This window comes from Xanthomonas sp. CFBP 8445, from assembly GCF_025666235.1.
Classification (GTDB): Bacteria; Pseudomonadota; Gammaproteobacteria; order Xanthomonadales; family Xanthomonadaceae; genus Xanthomonas_A; species Xanthomonas_A indica.
Window position 1 is genome coordinate 1,719,261 of the sequence record NZ_CP102594.1, and the last position, 16,253, is coordinate 1,735,513.

Consider the following 16,253-nt stretch of genomic DNA (forward strand, 5'->3'; position numbering starts at 1 on the left):
CGCCGGCGCAAGACGACAGCGGGTCGAGTGAATCGGCGCGGGTCATCGCAGGGCCTGGCCGAAGAGGTCGTTGTAGAACGCCAACCCCATCAGCCCTGCCAGCAACGTCAGGCCCACGAATTGTCCCGCCGCCATGGCGCGCTCGCTCAGCGGGCTGCCCTTGACCAACTCGATAAGGTAATACAGCAAGTGCCCGCCGTCCAAGATCGGGATCGGCAGCAGGTTCATGATCGCCAGGCTCAGCGACAGCAGGGCCAGGAAATTCAGGAACCAGTCCGGGCCTTGCTTGGCCGAGACATTGGCGACCTTGGCGATGGTGATCGGGCCGGAGACGTTCTTCAGCGAGGCCTCGCCGGTCAGCATGCGGCGCAGGATGCCGAGAGTGTCGCCGGCCATCCGGCCGGTCTCGCGGAAGGCGACCGGGATCGCCGCCAGCGGGCCGTAGCGCAGGGTGGCATCGTAGGCGGGGCGGCGCTGCTCGCCGATGCCGACCCCCAGCTTCCAGGTCGGCGCGCCGGCGCCGGCGGCCTGCTTGAGATGGACCTCCAGGGCCAGCCGCTCGCCGTTGCGCTCGACCTCGATCAGGCCGTTGCCGCCGTCGCGGCCCAGGGCCTGCACCCGCGGCGCCACTTGGTCGGCGCTGGTGATCGGACTGCCGTCCACCGCCAGCACGCGGTCGCCGGGGCGCAGCACGCCGTCGGCGGCCGAGCCGGGGGTGACGTTGGCGATCACCGCCGGCTGCAGGGTGAAGCGCCAGGTCAGGCCGGCCAGGGCCGGCACTTGCTGTTCGTCGAAGCCGACCGGCAGCTGCGACAGGCGCAGGGTGTGGGTGCGGCTGGCACCGTCCTGCGCGTCCTCGGTCAGTACCGGCACGTCTTCGCGATCCATGGCGGCGACGGTCAGCTGCATGGCGGCCTCGCTCCAGGTGGCGACGTCGCGGTCGCCGACGCGGACGATGCGCTCGCCGAGCTGGAACCCGGCCTGCTGCGCCAGGCCTTCGGCGCGGCCGACGATCGGCGCGTAGTCCTGCTTGCCGATCACGAACATCGCCCAGAGGAACGCCACGCACAGGATCAGGTTGGCGATGGGGCCGGCGGCGACGATGGCGATGCGCTGCCACACGCTCTTGTTGTTGAAGGCCTGCGCGCGCTCGGCCGGGGCGACCTCGCCCTCGCGTTCGTCGAGCATCTTCACGTAGCCGCCGAGCGGGATCGCGGCGATCGCGAACTCGGTGCCGTGGCGGTCGTAGCGCGACCACAGCGGCTTGCCGAAGCCCACCGAGAAGCGCAGCACCTTGACCCCGCAGCGGCGCGCGACCCAGAAATGGCCGAACTCGTGAAAGGTCACCAGGATGCCCAGGCTGACCAGCATCCACCAGATGGAGCCGACGACATTACCCATGCGCGTGGCTCATGGCGGCGTGGGAATCAAGCATGGGCGAAGTGGCGGGCAATGGCGAGTTCGGTGATCTTGCGCGAGTGCGCATCCGCCGCCAGCAATGCGTCCAGGGAATCGGCCGCGACCGCAGGCAGCTCGGTCAGGGCGTTCTCGACCAGCGCAGGAATCGATAGGAAACCGATCCGGCCCTGAAGAAAGGCTGAAACGGCCACTTCGTTGGCCGCATTCAGGATCGCCGGGGCGCTGCCGCCGGCCCGCATCGCGCGCCAGGCCAGGGCCAGGCAGGGGAAAGCGTCCAGGTCCGGCGCCTCGAAGTCCAGCCGGCCCTGCGCCAGCAGGTCCAGCCCGGCGACCCCGGAAGCGATGCGCTCCGGCCAGCCCAGGCCCACCGCCAGGGTGGTGCGCATGTCCGGCAGGCCCATCTGCGCCAGGGTCGAACCGTCGATGAACTCGACCAGCGAGTGCACCAGGCTCTGCGGGTGCACCAGCACCTCGATGCGCTCGGGTGCCAGTGCGAACAGGTGGTGGGCCTCGATGACTTCCAGGCCCTTGTTCATCAACGTCGCCGAATCGACGGAGATCTTCGGCCCCATCGACCACTTCGGGTGCGCCACGGCCTGTGCCGGGGTCACCGCCTGCAGGCGCGCGCGGTCCCAGCCGCGAAACGGGCCGCCGGAGGCGGTCAGCAGCACCCGCCGCACCTCGGCGCCGGTCTGGCGCGAGCGCAGGCACTGGAAGATGGCGTTGTGTTCGCTGTCGATCGGGATGATCTCGGCGCCGGCGGCCGCGGCCGCGGCGGTGACCAGCTCCCCGGCCAGCACCAGCGCCTCCTTGTTGGCCAGCAACAGGCGCTTGCCGGCACGCGCGGCGGCCAGGGTCGAGGCCAGGCCGGCGGCGCCCACGATGGCGGCGACCACGCTGTCGCAGGCGTCGCTGGCCACCAATTGATCCAGGGCGGCGTCGCCGGCATGCGCCTGGGTCGACAGCCCGGCCGCGCGCAGGCCGTCACGCAAGGCCGGGTAGAGGGCCGGATCGGCGATCACCGCATGCGCGGGGCGGTGCGTGGCGCACAGCGCCAGCAGCGCGTCGACGTTGCGCCCGGCCGCCAACACGCCGGCGCGCAGGCGCTGCGGATGGCGCGCGATCACGTCCAGCGCCGAGGCGCCGATCGAGCCGGTGGCGCCGAGCACGGCGATGGTGCGGACCGCCGGGTCCTTGCTGTATCGCGTGTTCACTGGCCTCAGAACCCGAAGATGTCCTTGCCCAGCGCGAAGATCGGCAGCGCCGCCAGCACGCCGTCGATCCGGTCCAGCACGCCGCCGTGGCCGGGGATCACGTTGCCCGAGTCCTTGGCGCCGACGTGGCGCTTGAGCAGGCTCTCGAACAGGTCGCCGACCACCGAGGCCAGCACGCTGACCGCAGCCACGATCAGCAGCCCGGGCAGGTGCGGCAGGGTCACCCCGGCCAGCCAGCCGAAGCCGGCGGCCACGATCAGGCCGGCCAGCAGCCCGCCGACCAGGCCTTCCACGGTCTTGTTGGGGCTGATCCGCGGCGCCAGCTTGTGCTTGCCGAACTGGCGGCCGGCGAAATAGGCGCCGGAATCGGCGGCCCACACCGTGGCCAGGGCGGTCAGCAGCCAGCGATGGCCGTTGGGCTCGCTGGCGTGGATCAGGCCCAGCGCGGCCCAGGCGGGCACGATCGCCAGGGTGCCGGCGGCCAGCTTGAACACCCGCGCGTAGGTGGCGTGGTCGGAGCCGAAGCGGTAGAAGCCCAGCCACAGCAAGGCCACGCACCACCAGCCTACGCCGATCAAGGTGGTCAGCTGGAACAGCACCAGCGAGCCGGCCGAGGCCCACACCAGCAGCACCATCAACAGCAGGTTGAGCATCAGCAGGATGGTGCGCGGCAGGGTGTCGTCGACCTCGGCCAGCTTCAGCCATTCCCACAGGCCGATCAGGAAGATCAACGCGGCCAGCGCGACCAGCCACTGGGTCGGCAGCAGCAGGATGGCGCAGATGGCCAGCGGGGCCATGATCAGCGCGGCGATGACGCGGGTACGGGTCATGCGGAAACGTTCTCCGTCGCCGCTTCGGCGACCTGCGCGCTGGTGAGGCCGAAACGCCGCTCGCGGCGAGCGTAGTCGTCCAGGGCTTGTTGCAGCACCTCGGGGCCGAACTCGGGCCAGAGGGTCTCGGTGAACCACAGTTCGGTGTAGGCCAGTTGCCACAGCAGGAAGTTGCTGATGCGCAGGTCGCCGCCGGTGCGGATGAACAGGTCCGGCGGCGGCAGGTCGGCCAGCGCCATGCGCGCCGACAGCGCCTCCTCGTCGATCTGCTCCGGGCGCAGGCGCCCGGCAGCGACGTCCTCGGCCAGCGCGCGCGCGGCCAGGGCGATGTCCTGGCGGCCGCCGTAGCTGGCGGCGATCGACAGGTGCAGGGCCTGGTTGTCGCGGGTGCGCGCCTCGGCCTGGGCCATGCGCTCGCACAGCGACGGCGCAAAGCGCGAGCGGTCGCCGATGAAGCGCACGCGCACCCCGCGCCGCTGCAGTTCCTCGACCTCGCGGTCGAGTGCGTGCAGGAACAGCTTCATCAGCGCGTCCACTTCCTCCTGCGGACGTCCCCAGTTCTCGCTGGAGAACGCGAACAGGGTCAGCGCGGCGATGCCGCGCTCCAGGCAGAAGTCGATGGTGCGGTTGACCGCGCGGGCGCCGGCACGGTGGCCGATCACGCGCGGCCGACGGCGGCGCTGCGCCCAGCGGCCGTTGCCATCCATGATGATGGCCAGGTGGCGGGGCAGGGACATGGGGACGGGGTCGGAAGGCATGGCCGGCAGGCGCAGGCTCAGACCGCCATCAGTTCCTGTTCCTTGCCCTTGACCACTTCGTCCACGTCCTTGATCGCCTTGTCGGTCAGCTTCTGGATGTCGTCCTCGCTGGCGCGGGCCTCGTCCTCGGTGACCTTCTTGTCCTTCAGCAGGTCCTTGACCTGCTGGTTGGCGTCGCGGCGGATGTTGCGGATCGCGACCTTGGTGTCCTCGCCTTCGCCGTGCACGACCTTGGACAGCTCGCGGCGGCGCTCCTCGGTGAGCGCAGGCAGGTTGAGGCGGATGGTGGTGCCGGCGGTGTTCGGGGTCAGGCCCAGGTCCGAGGCCAGGATCGCCTTCTCGACCGCGCCGACCATCTGCTTTTCCCACGGGGTGATGGTCAGGGAGCGGGCATCGGCGACGGCCACGCTGGCGACCTGGCTCAGCGGCATGTCGGAGCCGTAGTAGTTGACCTTCAGGTGCTCGACCAGGGCGGTCGACGCGCGCCCGGTCCGCACCTTGATGAGCGCATGACGCAGCGCGTCGATGCTCTTGGCCATGCGGGTCTGTGCGTCTTGCTTGATTTCGTTGAGCATCGCCGGTGTCCGTGCTGAATCTGAATCGGACGATTATAGCCGGGAAAGGCGTGGGGCCGGGATTGGGGATTGGGGATTTGGGATTCGCAAAAGCCGCGCTTCAGGCGCTGTGAGATGCGGTGGCGCTCCTGCAGATGCGATGCTGCAGCGCGGAACGCTCTTGCGAATCCCTCATCCCGACTCCCCAATCCCGGGTCGGGGCATTAGCCCCGGCCCTTCACCAGCGTACCGATCTCGGCGCCGCGCAGGATCTTCAGCAGTTCGCCGGGCTGGCCCATGTTGAAGATGCGCAGCGGCAGGTCGCTGTCGCGAGCCAGGGCGAAGGCGGCGGTGTCCATCACCTCGAGGTTGCGGGCGATGACCTCGTCGTAGGTCAGGCTGTCGAAGCGCACCGCGTCGGGGTGCTTCTTCGGGTCCTTGTCGTAGACGCCGTCGACCTTGGTCGCCTTCAGCAGCAGGTCGGCGCCGATCTCGATCGCGCGCAGCGCCGCGCCGGAGTCGGTGGTGAAGAAGGGATTGCCGGTGCCGGCGGCGAAGATCGCGATGCGGCCCTTTTCCAGATGGCGGATCGCGCGGCGGCGGATGAAGTCCTCGCACACGTCGTTGATCTTGATCGCGCTCATCACCCGCACCTTGGCGCCGAGCTTCTCCAGCGCGTCCTGCATCGCCAGCGCGTTGATGACGGTGGCGAGCATGCCCATGTGGTCGCCGGTGACCCGGTCCATGCCGCCGGCGGCCAGGCCGGCGCCGCGGAAGATGTTGCCGCCGCCGATCACCAGCGCCACTTCCGCGCCCGCCTGCTGGGCTTCGATCACCTCATGGGCCAGGCGGTTGATGATCTTGGGGTCGATGCCGTAGTCCCCATCCCCCATCAGCGCTTCGCCGGAAAGTTTCAACAGGATGCGGCGATAGGCGAGCTGGGACATGGCGACCTCGTTGGGGGATGACGGGCAAACCACGCGATTTTAGCCGATGCGCGCCAGCGCGTCTGCGGCGCCGGGCAGGCTTCAGCGTTGCGCCTCGCCGCACGAACGCGCGGTGACGCGGTTGCGGCCGCCGTGCTTGGCGCTGTACAGCATGTCGTCGGCCGCCTGCAGCAGTTCCTGCGCGCTGTTGAAGCGCTCGCGGCCGCCCTGCGTGGCCACGCCCGCGGAGAAGCTGATGTGCAGCGGTCCCTGCCTGGTCTCGGCCATCGGCCGCTGCGCGATCTCGGACAGGATGCGTCGCATTACCCCGAGCGCGGCTTCCTCGCCGGTATTGGGCAGCAGCACCAGGAACTCCTCGCCGCCGAAGCGCGCCACGATGTCGCTGCTGCGCACCAGCGGCTGCAGGGCCTGGGCGAACGCGCGCAGCACCTGGTCGCCGACCAGGTGGCCGTGGGCGTCGTTGATCTTCTTGAAGTCGTCCAGGTCGATGAAGGCCACCGACAGCGGCCAGTCGTGACGGTTGGCCAGTTCGAACTGCTGCTGGAGCAGGGTGTCCAGCTGGTGCCGGTTGAACACGCCGGTGAGGGCGTCGCGGCTGGCCTGCTCGGCCAGGCGCCGCGCATGCTGCTCGTACTCGTCGGCGCGCTGGCGTACGCGGTTGGCTTCCTGCACGTCGCGCAGGTTGCGCAGCACCATCAGCTCGCGGGCGTGGCTGATGATCGCGTCGACCCGCTCCGGCTGCGCGATGCGCACATCGAAGATCGGGCTGACTGCTGGCAGCGCCTCGGCGATATGGCCGATCACTTCGTCGAAGCGGCGGCTGTCCAGCTGCAGGTCGCGATAGGCGCGCTGCATGGCGTGGCTGCGTGCGGCTTCGGTGTCCTCGCTGAGCCAGATGTCGGCAATCGACCCGGACAGGCGCACGCAGATGTCGAAGGGTTCGCTCGTCTCGGCGTCGCTGCCGTTGCCGATGCTGCGCTGCAGGTAGCCGGGCAGCTTCCATTTCTTCGCCAGCCAGGCGCCGACCTCGGCGCGGTCGGCGCCCAGGTGTTCGCGCTCCAGGGCGCTCAGCCGCTGCGGATCGCCTGCGGCCTCCTGCAGCAGTGCCGCGTACCGGTCGTGGCAGACGTGCAGCAGGGCCAGCGCGCCCATGTCCTGCAGCAGGCCGGCCAGCATCAGCTCCTCGTGCTTGCGCAGCCCGGCGGCCTGGCCGAGCAGGCGACTGGCCAGGGCGGCCAGCACGCTGCGCCGCCACAGCCGTTCCTGCGGCGCACTGGCGTCGCCACGCAGGCTCTGCACCATCGAAAAGCCCAGCGCCAGGCTCAGCGCGGCGTTCAGGCCGAGCATGGTCAGCGCCTGGCCGAGGTTGTCGATGCGCCGGCGGCTGGCGTACAGCGGGGAATTGGCGATGCGCAGCATCCGCGCGCTCAGCGCCATGTCCATGGCGATGGCGTCGGCGGTGGCAGCCAGATCCACGTCCGCGTCCTGCGCCAGCTCGATGATGCGCAAGGCAATGCCGGGAGGCGAGGGCAGGTCGCGGGAGTGGCTCAGGATCGCTTCGAGTTCAGGATGCATGCACTTCCGATACGGCATGGAATAAGAGATGGGGCAGCGGCCTGTCCCAGCCCGCGCAGCGTACACCCGCAAAAAAAAAGCCGCGACAGTGCGCGGCTCTTTTCTTCCCGGGTGCGGGATCAGGCCAGGCCGGCCTGCTTCATCACTTCGGCGGCGTAGTCTTCCACCACCTTCTCGATGCCTTCGCCCACCGCCAGGCGCTGGAAGCCGACCACGTCGGCGCCGGCGGCCTTCACCGCCTGCTCCACGGTCTGGTCGGTGTTCAGCACGTAGGGCTGGCCGTACAGGGTGACCTCGTTGACGATCTTGGCGATCTTGCCGCTGATGATCTTCTCCAGGATGTCGGCCGGCTTGGCCTTGTCCTTCTCGGACATCTTGGCCAGCTCGATTTCCTTTTCCTTGGCCACGAACTCGGCCGGGACGTCGGACGCCTTGACGTGCGGCGGGTTCATCGCCGCGATGTGCATGGCGATGCCGCGGGCCAGGTCAGCGTCGCCGCCCTTGACCTCGACCAGCACGCCGATGCGGCCGCCGTGCACGTAGGCGGCGACGTTGTTGGCGCTGTCGATGCGCACCAGGCGGCGCACCTGCACGTTCTCGCCGACCTTGGCGATGACCGCGGCACGGGCTTCCTCGACGGTCTCGCCGCTGGGCAGCTTGGCGCTCTTCAGCGCTTCGACGTCGGCGGCGCCGGAGGCCAGGGCGGCCTGGACCACGGCATCGGTGAAGGCCAGGAAGTTGTTGTCCTTGGCGACGAAGTCGGTCTCGGAGTTGATTTCGACCAGGACCGCCTTGCCGCCGTCCTGGGCCATCGCGATGCGGCCTTCGGCGGCGACGCGGTCGGCCTTCTTGTCGGCCTTGGCCAGGCCCGACTTGCGCAGCCACTCGGCGGCGTTGTCGATGTTGCCGGCGTTCTCGGTGAGCGCCTTCTTGCACTCCATCATGCCGGCGCCGGTGCGCTCGCGCAGTTCCTTGACCAGGGAAGCAGTGATTTCCACGGGATGTCCTCACGAAAGGTGGGAAAAGGCCGGCTTGCGGCCGGCCGGTAGATCTGGGAAGCGGGCGCCGCAGGCGGCGCTCGCGAAGCCGGGCGCGCCGAACGCGCCGGGCAGCGGCTGCGCATGATCGCGCAGCCGCATGGCGCGCCGGTTACTCGGCGGCGGGAGCGGTCTCTTCGGCCTTCTTGCCGTTTTTGCGCGGGCCGCGGCCCTTGTCGTCGCCGCCCTCGGCGAACTCTTCCTCACGCACGCTGGCGGCGTTCGGCGCAGCGGCCTTGCCTTCCAGCACGGCGTCGGCGGCGGCACGGGCGTACAGCTGCACGGCGCGGATGGCGTCGTCGTTGCCCGGGATGGCGTAGTCCACCAGGTCCGGGTTGTAGTTGGTGTCGACCACCGCGATCACCGGGATGCCGAGCTTCTTGGCTTCCTTGATGGCGATGTCTTCATGGCCGATGTCGATGACGAACAGGGCGTCGGGCAGGCGGTTCATTTCCTTGATGCCGCCCAGCGAGGCTTCCAGCTTGTCGCGCTCGCGACGCAGGGTCAGCACTTCGTGCTTGACCAGCTTGTCGAAGGTACCGTCGGTTTCGGCCGCTTCCAGCTCCTTCAGGCGCGCCACCGACTGCTTGACGGTGCGGAAGTTGGTCAGCGTGCCGCCCAGCCAGCGCTGGGTCATGAACGGCTGGCCGCAACGCTCGGCTTCTTCCTTCACCGCGTCGCGGGCGCTGCGCTTGGTGCCCAGGAACAGGATGGTGCCGCGCTTCTGCGCGACGCTGGAGATGAAGTTCATCGCGTCGTTGAACAGCGGAACCGTCTTCTCGAGGTTGATGATGTGGATCTTGCCGCGCGCGCCGAAGATGTACGGCGCCATCTTGGGGTTCCAGTAGCGGGTCTGGTGGCCGAAGTGGACGCCGGCTTCCAGCATCTGACGCATGGTGACCTGAGGCATTGCAGTGACTCCTGATGGGGAACCGGCCGTGCGCGGGCAGGAATGGGTGAAGCGCGCGCATGGCGGCGGCTTTGCGGGGCCGCACGACGATTCCGGGGTTGGGCCTCCCTGCCGCCTCCGTGGCCGAACTCCTTGCGGAGCACCCCGGCACGGGCGATGGCGGCAGGTGTGAATTCGCCGGTGCGTCCGGCGTGGACGGTCCATCGGCCGATGACAGGCACGACGAAGCCGCGCACTATACCTGGCGGGGGGCGGTGGCGCAATGCGCCGGGCGGCTCACTCGGCCGGCAGCGGCTGCAGCGGCGCTTGGTCGTCCAGCCGCGCCGCGAAGCGGCCGCCGGGGGCGGCTGCGGCGGCCGGCAGCGGCCAGCGCTTGTAGGCGCCGGCCAGGATGTAGCCGGCGAGGCTGGGGAACAGGGTCTGGGTGCGGCCGTCGGCGCCGATGAAGCTCAGGTCGCTGAGCCGGGCATGGGCGCTGCCGCGGTTGTGCACCACCAGTTCCGGCCCGCGCGCGCCGGCGATCAGGTGGGCGCTGAGGCGCGGCGCGGCTGCCGGGTCCGCTGGGCGCAGGAACACCGGCGTGGAATAGCGCAGCAGCAGGGGCGCGCCTGGCGTGGCGGGTGCAGGCGCTGCGGCGTCGGGCGGCGCGGCGCGTTCCTCCAGCACCAGGCGGTAGGCGCGCTCGGTGGCGGCGCCGGGGCCGGTACGCACCAGTCGCAGCAGTTGCCGCCCCTGCGCCGGGATGTCGATCGATTGCGGGCTGGTCCGCACCTCGTCGGTGCTGTCCAGCGCGTCCATCCCGTCGCTCTGCTGCCAGCGGTACACCTGGACCTGTGCCTGCCAGGGGCGGTCCTGGGTGTTGTTCAGCCATATCTCGGTGCTGGTCTCCTCCGGCGCCAGTTGCACCAGGGTCGGACTGATGCGCACGCCGGCCGCATCGGCGCTGCCGGCCAGCGCCAGCAGCAGCGCCGGCAGCAGGCGCGTGCGCAATCGGCGGGCACCGCCCACTAGAACGCGACCGTGGCGTAGCGCGCCGTGTCGCGCGGCGCGGCGCCGGTCGTGGACAGGCCCAACGCGAGCGCGGTCCCGGCACTGGGCACGGGCGCGCCGTCGATGCTGACCTGGTAGGCCAGCGGGCGGTTGCAGGCGATCGTCGGCAGCGTCCCGGGCTGCGCGCCGACGGTGCCGATCTCGCAACTGCGCTCGATGCGGATGCCGATCCGCAACGTGGCGCTGCCGCTGCCGACCGTGGGCTGCGCCGCCGCGTCGACGCCGGCCACGCACAGGCTCGCCAACAGCAGCGGTCGTAGAAACGGCAGGCGCATCGATCGGGGCTCCGAAGTAGACACAATCGATAACGGCTCCCATCCCGGCAACTTGACCCGCGTCGCGGCCCCGTTCAGGACTCAGTAGGTGACGGTGACCTTGACCACGTCGCTGTAGCTCCCCGGGGCCGGGGTCTGCTGGGCCGGCACCTGGCCATACAGGGTCAGCGATTGCGCGCTGCCGGTCCCGGTGCCGGTCTGGGTGTCGGTGTTCAGGGTGCTGCCCCAGCGCTGGGTGCGCGCGGCGTCGCGGTACAGCTCGTAGGTCAGGTACTGGCCGCTGGCGCTGCGCATGCGCCGCACCGTGCCGCTGGCGTTCTGGCCGTTGTCCAGGCTGACCTGCCAGGCGGTGCGGTAGCGGCAGTTCATGCTGAGCGCGGTGGTGTAGTTCAGCGGGTTGTCGATCAGGCCCGACTGGTTGCCGAAATCCAGGTCGGCGATGCTGGCGATGGTGCAGGTCGGCGCGGCGGTGGCGCTGGCCACGAACGGGAACTGCACCGAGGTGCCGCCACCCTTGCCGCCGGTGGTGCAGGAGGTGGGGATCACCGCGGGGTTGCCGACCAGCGGTTCGTCGTAGCGGTACTGCAGGTTGGTGTACACCCCGCTGAAGCTGTTCTGGTACTGCCCGGTGGCGATGCCGCTCTGCAACGGCACCCGCGCGTAGAGGGTGTAGGTGGCGGTGCCGCTGCCGCCGGTCGCCAGCGACGAGTAGGTCAGGTCCACCTGCAGCGGCGTGGAGCCGCTCAGCGTGCTGCCCCAGATCAGGCTGCGCGCGCTGTCGCGATAGAGCTGGAAGCCGAGGCTGTCGTTGAGCGGGTTGAGCATGCGCCGCGGGGTGATGCCGAGACCGCCGCCTTGCGCGCCTTCGTCGATGTTCAGGCACATGCGCACGTAGATGGTGCCCAGCACGCTGATCGCGCCGGTCTGGCAGGTGACCACGATCTGTGCGGTGGCATCGGTGGCGGCGCTGTCGGAGAGCGTACCGAAGCTCAGTGCCGTGGCCTGCGCGGTACAGGTGGTGGTGGCCGCGGCGCGCGATGGCAGCAACGCCGTGGCCGCCAGCAGCAGGGCAGGCAGCAGCAGGCGCCAGACGCGCGCGCTCACGGCGTGGTCTCCGGCAGGCAGCGCAGCGGGCCCAGCCGAGTGGGCGGCGCCGGTGTCGTGCGCTCGATCCGGAACCGGCAACGGCTGCCGTGCATGTCCACCTCCAGGTCGTTGCGTCCGGCGCCGAGTCCTTCTACATAAGCTTGGCCATCGTAGCCGACCACCGTGTCGACCCCGGGTCCATGCACCCGGCTGCCGACCGGGAGCGGCACGCCGTCGGCGTCGTGCAGTTGCACCAGCACGCCATCGCTGCGGCGGATCGGGAACGCCACTACCACCCCGGTGCGGTCGCGCGGCACCACGATCTGGTCGACCTGCTCCGGCCGCAGCTCCGCCGACAGGCGCATCGGATCGATCGACAGCCGGTTGTGCTGCCAGGCCAGCAGCGGCGTGACCAGCAGGAAGCCGCGCGCATCGGTGCGGCCGATCGGCCGGTTCTCCAGCAACACCGGCACGTCGGCGACGCCGCCGGTGGAGACCAAGGCGAAGGCCTGGTCGAGATCGCGGCCAGGGAACCAGCCGCCACCGATCCAGGCCACGCCGCCCGAGGCCTCGGCGTAGCCGTAGGTCTGGCCGCCGGTGCTGGCGATGCCGCCGGCGTAGCGGGCGCTGGCGCCGCGCCAGCTGGCTTCGGCCAGGCCGCCGCCGCCGTCCTGCCCGCCGTGCGCCTGCAGCCGCCAGCCGCTGCCGCCGTCGGCGGCCGCCGCCTGGCTGAGGTCGGCCGTCGCACTGGTGCGCGCGCCGATGCGCTGCATGGCGACGCCGGCCTGGCGGCGGCCGTCCAGCGCCACCGACCAGCCCAGGTACACGCTGCGGTCGCTGGCCTGGTCCAGGTTCTGGTTGATGCTGAGGTTCAACGACGATTGCCGCGGCAGGGCGCGGGTCCAGAACAGGCTGGCGTAGCGCTGGTCGTCGCTGTCCGGATAGGCCAGCCGTACATAGCTCAGGGCGATGCTGCCCAGGCCGTTCCAACTGCTGCCGAACAGGGCGCGCTCGCTGACCCGCGGCGGTGCCGCGCCATAGCGCGCGGCTACGTCGCGGTAGCCGGATTGGGCGCGCTGGGTATCCAGTGCCAGGTTGAAGCGGCCGTTGTTCCAGCGGTAGCTGAGCGCATATTGCAGGCCTTGCTGGCCGGCCCCGCTGCCGTGCGCCAGCGAGGCGCCGAACACGCCGGCGCGCGGCAGCAGCCACAGCCCGCCGACGCCGGCGTTGCGCACGCCGGCCCCGGCTTCGGCATGCGCCTCGGCGGTGAAGCGCGGCCCGACGCCGCGCCGCCAGCTGGCGCTGCCGACCGTGTCGCCGGCATAGGCGAAATCGGCGACGCCGTACTCCTCGCGCACCTTGCCCAGCGCCAGCGACCAGTCGGTCAGGCCGCTGGCCAGCAGATCCTGGGTCGCATAGAACGGAAAGGCCAGCGAGCGGGTGCGGCCGTAGGCGTCGGTGATCACCACCTGGGCATTGCCGGCGCCGTCCACGCCCGGCGCGGCGGACAGCTGGAACGGCCCGGCCGGCAACTGCGCGCCGTACTGGCGGATGCCGTTGACGTACAGGTCCACACTGGACGGCACCGCCACTTCGCCGAGGAATTCCGGCAATGGGGTGATCGCGCGATACGGCTGCAGGCCGAAGTCGCTGCCGACCCGCACCCCGCCCAGGCGCAGGGTGCGGCTCCAACTGGTGCTGCTGCTGAAGGTGTCGCCCAGCACCACGCTGGTCATGCGCTCGGGCAGCGACCACTGCCACTGCGTGTCCAGGCGGATCGCCTGGGCGCGCCAGTCCTGCTGCGGCTCGCGGTACAGCCGGCCGACGAAGGACTGGCGCAGCAGGCCGTCGCCCAGGCCGAACACGCGCAGTTCGCCGCTGGCGGTGAGATTGCTGGCGCTGCCCTGGTGGCTGGCATAGAGGTCGTAGTCGAGCAGGGCGCCAGGCGAACTGGTCGCCGGCAGCGACGGCACGCCGCCGCGGGCGTCGATCCGGGTGGTGGCGACGTCGAGCAGCGCCACCGGCGCATCGATGGCCACCTGCTGCAGGCTGGCGTCGTAGCGGAAGCGCACGCCGTCCAGGTCGCCCAGGGCGATCGCCGCGGAGGCGTCGCTGCCGTCCACACGCAGGCCGAGCTGGCGCAGGGTCGCGGCACTGGCGCGCAGTTGCTCGCCCTCGCGCTGGAACTGGAACAGGCCGGGCTGGCGGGTCTGGTTCAGGGTGACCTCCAGGTACAGGGTCTCCTGCGCCGGCGCCGCGGCCTGGGCCGGGGGGAGGGTCTGGGGCTGGGCGACGGCGAGCGCGGTGGTGCCGGCCCACAGGGCCAGCAACAGCTCAAGGCGCCGCGGCGTCCACGACCAGCGATTGCGCGCGCGGCTCGCCATTGATCCTGGCCTCGAACGTTCCCTGTGTCTGCGCCAGTGCCGCCGGCAGCGGCCAGCGCTTACGCTGGCCCGGCAGCACGTAGCCGGCCAGGCCAGCGGCGATGGCGCTGCGTTGCCCATCGCCGGCGACAAACTGCAAGTCCACCAGCTGCGCGTGGCCGTTGCCCTGATTGCGCACTTCCAGCGCCGCGCCCGCGCCCTCGCGCACCACCCGCGCGCGCAGTGCCGGCGCGGTGGTCACGGCCGGCTTGAGGAACACCGGCACCGAATAGCGCAGCACGAACTGCAGCCCGGCGCTGGCGGTGCCGCTGGCGTCCTGGCTGGGCAACTCGTCGACCAGGATGCGGTAGGCGTCCTCGCCGGCGCCGGGCGCGGGATCCAGGCGGATCACCCGGACCAGCTGCCGCGAATGCGGTGCCAGTTCCAGCATCGGCGGGCTGATCGCGATGCGGTCGCTGGGGTCGAGTACGTCCTCGCCGTCGCGCTGCTGCCAATGGAACACGCGGACCTGCGCGCGCAGCGGCACGTCGCCACTGTTGCTCAGCCAGACGCCTTGCGCGGTCTCCTCGGCGCGCAGCGACACCGACGTCGGTGCCACCTGCAGACTCGCCGCCACGGCCGCACCGGCCGCCGCCAGCCACAGCGCGGCAAGCGCCGGCAGGCGCAGGAAGGAAGGCAGTCGCACTTGCATGCAGGCGGCTCCGGTTACCAACTGACGGTGGCGGTGACGACGTCGCTGTATGACCCGGCAGGGTAGTTGGTGTTGGCGACCTGGCCGTAGACGGTGATCGGCTGCACCGCACCATTGCCGGTGCCGGCCTGGGTATCGGTGCCGATGGTCGAGCCCCAGTTCTGCGTGCGCGCGGCGTTGCGATACAGCGCATAGGGCACGCGCGTGGTGTTGCCGGCGGCGGCGCTGCCCATGGTGCGGGTGGTGACCGTGGCGCCTGAGCCGGAGCCGGCGTTGAGCGCGATGTTGTACGGCGTGCCCGAGGTGCAGCGCACGTTCAAGGTGCCGGTGCTGTTGATCGCGGTCTGGTTCGAATTGACGCTGCCGAAATCCACGTCGGTCGGGGCGGTCTGGATGTCACAGACGCTGGTGATCTGGATCTTGACGTTGAAGGTGCGCGAGTCGGACTGGGCCCAGGCCAGGCCGGTGCCGGCGGCGAACAGCACGAGGAAGGCAAGCACGCGATGGAAGAGGTACATGGCAGGGTTCTTCGGTGAAGGCGGACAACCGCCGGTGCCGCTGCCGGTGCAAAATGCGGGCCAGTTCACACTTCTATGGATCTTTATCCAGATTTCACATGGGACGGAAAACACAGGAACCCGCGTTCAGCGCGATGAAAGCGGCGCCGGGGAGGCCGAGGCGCCGGAAAACCGCCAACGCGCGCGGCGCGTTCAGCCAGCGCCGGGATGAGCGATAATGACGACCATGACCGTCAATCTGAAAACTCCGCAGGACATCGAGAAGATGCGCGTGGCCGGCCGCCTGGCCGCCGAGGTACTGGACCTGATCGGCCCGTACGTGAAGCCCGGCGTCACCACCGCCGAGCTGGACCGCATCTGCCACGACCATATCGTCAAGGTGCAGGGGGCGGTGCCGGCCAACGTCGGCTACCGCGGCTTTCCGAAGACCGTGTGCACGTCGGTGAACAACGTGATCTGCCACGGCATCCCCAGCGAGAGCAAAATCCTGAAGGACGGCGACATCGTCAACATCGACGTCACCGTGATCAAGGACGGCTGGCACGGCGACACCAGTCGCATGTACTGCGCGGGTACCCCCTCGGTGATGGCGCGGCGCCTGATCGAAGCCACCTACGAGGCGATGTGGCGCGGCATCCGCGCAGTGAAGCCGGGCGCCACGCTCGGCGACATCGGCCATGCCATCCAGCAGTACGCCGAGAGCGAGCGCTTCAGCGTGGTGCGCGAGTACTGCGGCCACGGCATCGGCAAGGTCTACCACGACGAACCGCAGGTGCTGCACTACGGCCGGCCGGGCGATGGCCTGGTGCTGAAGCCGGGCATGACCTTCACCATCGAGCCGATGATCAACGAGGGCACGCGCTACACCCGCGTGCTGCCGGACGGCTGGACCGTGGTCACCAAGGACCGCAAGCTCTCGGCGCAATGGGAGCACATGGTCGCCGTCACCGAGGATGGGGTGGAGGTGCTGACCCTGTCGCCGGGCGGCCTCGGCGAACCGTGAGC

At 70.2% G+C, this 16,253-nt stretch carries 17 protein-coding genes; 2 read left to right on the plus strand and 15 right to left on the minus strand.

The window, feature by feature from the left end:
• Window positions 1–42 precede the first annotated feature (42 nt).
• The 15 genes from rseP to NUG21_RS07275 all read right to left on the minus strand — a co-directional run bounded on the left by rseP (window position 43) and on the right by NUG21_RS07275 (window position 15,248).
• Window positions 43–1,401, minus strand: a complete 1,359-nt coding sequence (gene rseP / locus NUG21_RS07205) for an RIP metalloprotease RseP (RefSeq protein WP_263392684.1) — start codon at window positions 1,399–1,401, stop codon at window positions 43–45.
• A gap of 26 nt (window positions 1,402–1,427) precedes the next feature.
• Complete coding sequence (locus tag NUG21_RS07210; protein WP_263392685.1) at window positions 1,428–2,633, minus strand: 1-deoxy-D-xylulose-5-phosphate reductoisomerase; 1,206 nt, start codon at window positions 2,631–2,633, stop codon at window positions 1,428–1,430.
• A 5-nt stretch (window positions 2,634–2,638) separates the two neighbouring features.
• Window positions 2,639–3,463 (minus strand): phosphatidate cytidylyltransferase, encoded by an 825-nt coding sequence (locus NUG21_RS07215; RefSeq protein ID WP_017911571.1) that lies wholly within the window; start codon window positions 3,461–3,463, stop codon window positions 2,639–2,641.
• A complete protein-coding gene (gene uppS / locus NUG21_RS07220) occupies window positions 3,460–4,200 on the minus strand; it encodes a polyprenyl diphosphate synthase (RefSeq protein ID WP_160945794.1) in 741 nt (246 codons plus the stop codon). The genes NUG21_RS07215 and uppS overlap by 4 nt, the downstream gene beginning before the upstream one ends.
• Window positions 4,201–4,238: 38 nt before the next feature.
• Window positions 4,239–4,796, minus strand: coding sequence for a ribosome recycling factor (gene frr, locus NUG21_RS07225; RefSeq protein WP_019796890.1), 558 nt, complete (start codon window positions 4,794–4,796; stop codon window positions 4,239–4,241).
• A 203-nt stretch (window positions 4,797–4,999) separates the two neighbouring features.
• The gene (gene pyrH, locus NUG21_RS07230) at window positions 5,000–5,722 is read right to left on the minus strand and encodes a UMP kinase (protein WP_160945796.1); all 723 of its coding nucleotides are present in this window, start codon (window positions 5,720–5,722) and stop codon (window positions 5,000–5,002) included.
• Between the two features lie 81 nt (window positions 5,723–5,803).
• Complete coding sequence (locus NUG21_RS07235; RefSeq protein WP_263392686.1) at window positions 5,804–7,297, minus strand: GGDEF domain-containing protein; 1,494 nt, start codon at window positions 7,295–7,297, stop codon at window positions 5,804–5,806.
• A 119-nt stretch (window positions 7,298–7,416) separates the two neighbouring features.
• Complete coding sequence (gene tsf, locus NUG21_RS07240; protein ID WP_017908840.1) at window positions 7,417–8,295, minus strand: translation elongation factor Ts; 879 nt, start codon at window positions 8,293–8,295, stop codon at window positions 7,417–7,419.
• Between the two features lie 151 nt (window positions 8,296–8,446).
• On the minus strand, window positions 8,447–9,244 hold the full coding sequence (gene rpsB, locus NUG21_RS07245; protein ID WP_017908839.1) for a 30S ribosomal protein S2: 798 nt from the start codon (window positions 9,242–9,244) through the stop codon (window positions 8,447–8,449).
• A gap of 276 nt (window positions 9,245–9,520) precedes the next feature.
• Entirely contained in the window at window positions 9,521–10,234 is a 714-nt protein-coding gene (locus NUG21_RS07250) for a fimbrial biogenesis chaperone (protein WP_263392687.1), read from the minus strand.
• Window positions 10,235–10,251: 17 nt separating this feature from the next.
• Window positions 10,252–10,569 carry a hypothetical protein gene (locus NUG21_RS07255; protein ID WP_263392688.1) on the minus strand — a complete coding sequence of 106 codons (318 nt, stop codon included), beginning with the start codon at window positions 10,567–10,569 and terminating at the stop codon, window positions 10,252–10,254.
• An 81-nt stretch (window positions 10,570–10,650) separates the two neighbouring features.
• On the minus strand, window positions 10,651–11,673 hold the full coding sequence (locus tag NUG21_RS07260) for a Csu type fimbrial protein (RefSeq protein WP_263392689.1): 1,023 nt from the start codon (window positions 11,671–11,673) through the stop codon (window positions 10,651–10,653).
• Entirely contained in the window at window positions 11,670–14,039 is a 2,370-nt protein-coding gene (locus NUG21_RS07265; RefSeq protein ID WP_263392690.1) for a fimbria/pilus outer membrane usher protein, read from the minus strand. Before NUG21_RS07265 ends, NUG21_RS07260 begins: the two co-directional genes overlap by 4 nt.
• A complete protein-coding gene (locus NUG21_RS07270) occupies window positions 13,990–14,730 on the minus strand; it encodes a fimbrial biogenesis chaperone (protein ID WP_263392691.1) in 741 nt (246 codons plus the stop codon). Before NUG21_RS07270 ends, NUG21_RS07265 begins: the two co-directional genes overlap by 50 nt.
• Before the next feature lie 14 nt (window positions 14,731–14,744).
• Window positions 14,745–15,248 (minus strand): Csu type fimbrial protein, encoded by a 504-nt coding sequence (locus NUG21_RS07275; protein ID WP_019796707.1) that lies wholly within the window; start codon window positions 15,246–15,248, stop codon window positions 14,745–14,747.
• On the opposite strand from NUG21_RS07275, the gene NUG21_RS07280 reads away from it, so the two are divergent.
• Together NUG21_RS07280 and map are read left to right on the plus strand one after the other, a co-directional pair.
• Window positions 15,247–15,459, plus strand: coding sequence for a hypothetical protein (locus NUG21_RS07280; protein WP_160945804.1), 213 nt, complete (start codon window positions 15,247–15,249; stop codon window positions 15,457–15,459). The two genes, NUG21_RS07275 and NUG21_RS07280, sit on opposite strands and share 2 nt — an antisense overlap.
• A gap of 15 nt (window positions 15,460–15,474) precedes the next feature.
• Window positions 15,475–16,251: a type I methionyl aminopeptidase gene (map, locus tag NUG21_RS07285; protein WP_263393051.1), complete on the plus strand. Its 777-nt coding sequence runs from the start codon at window positions 15,475–15,477 to the stop codon at window positions 16,249–16,251.
• Window positions 16,252–16,253: the final 2 nt, after the last annotated feature.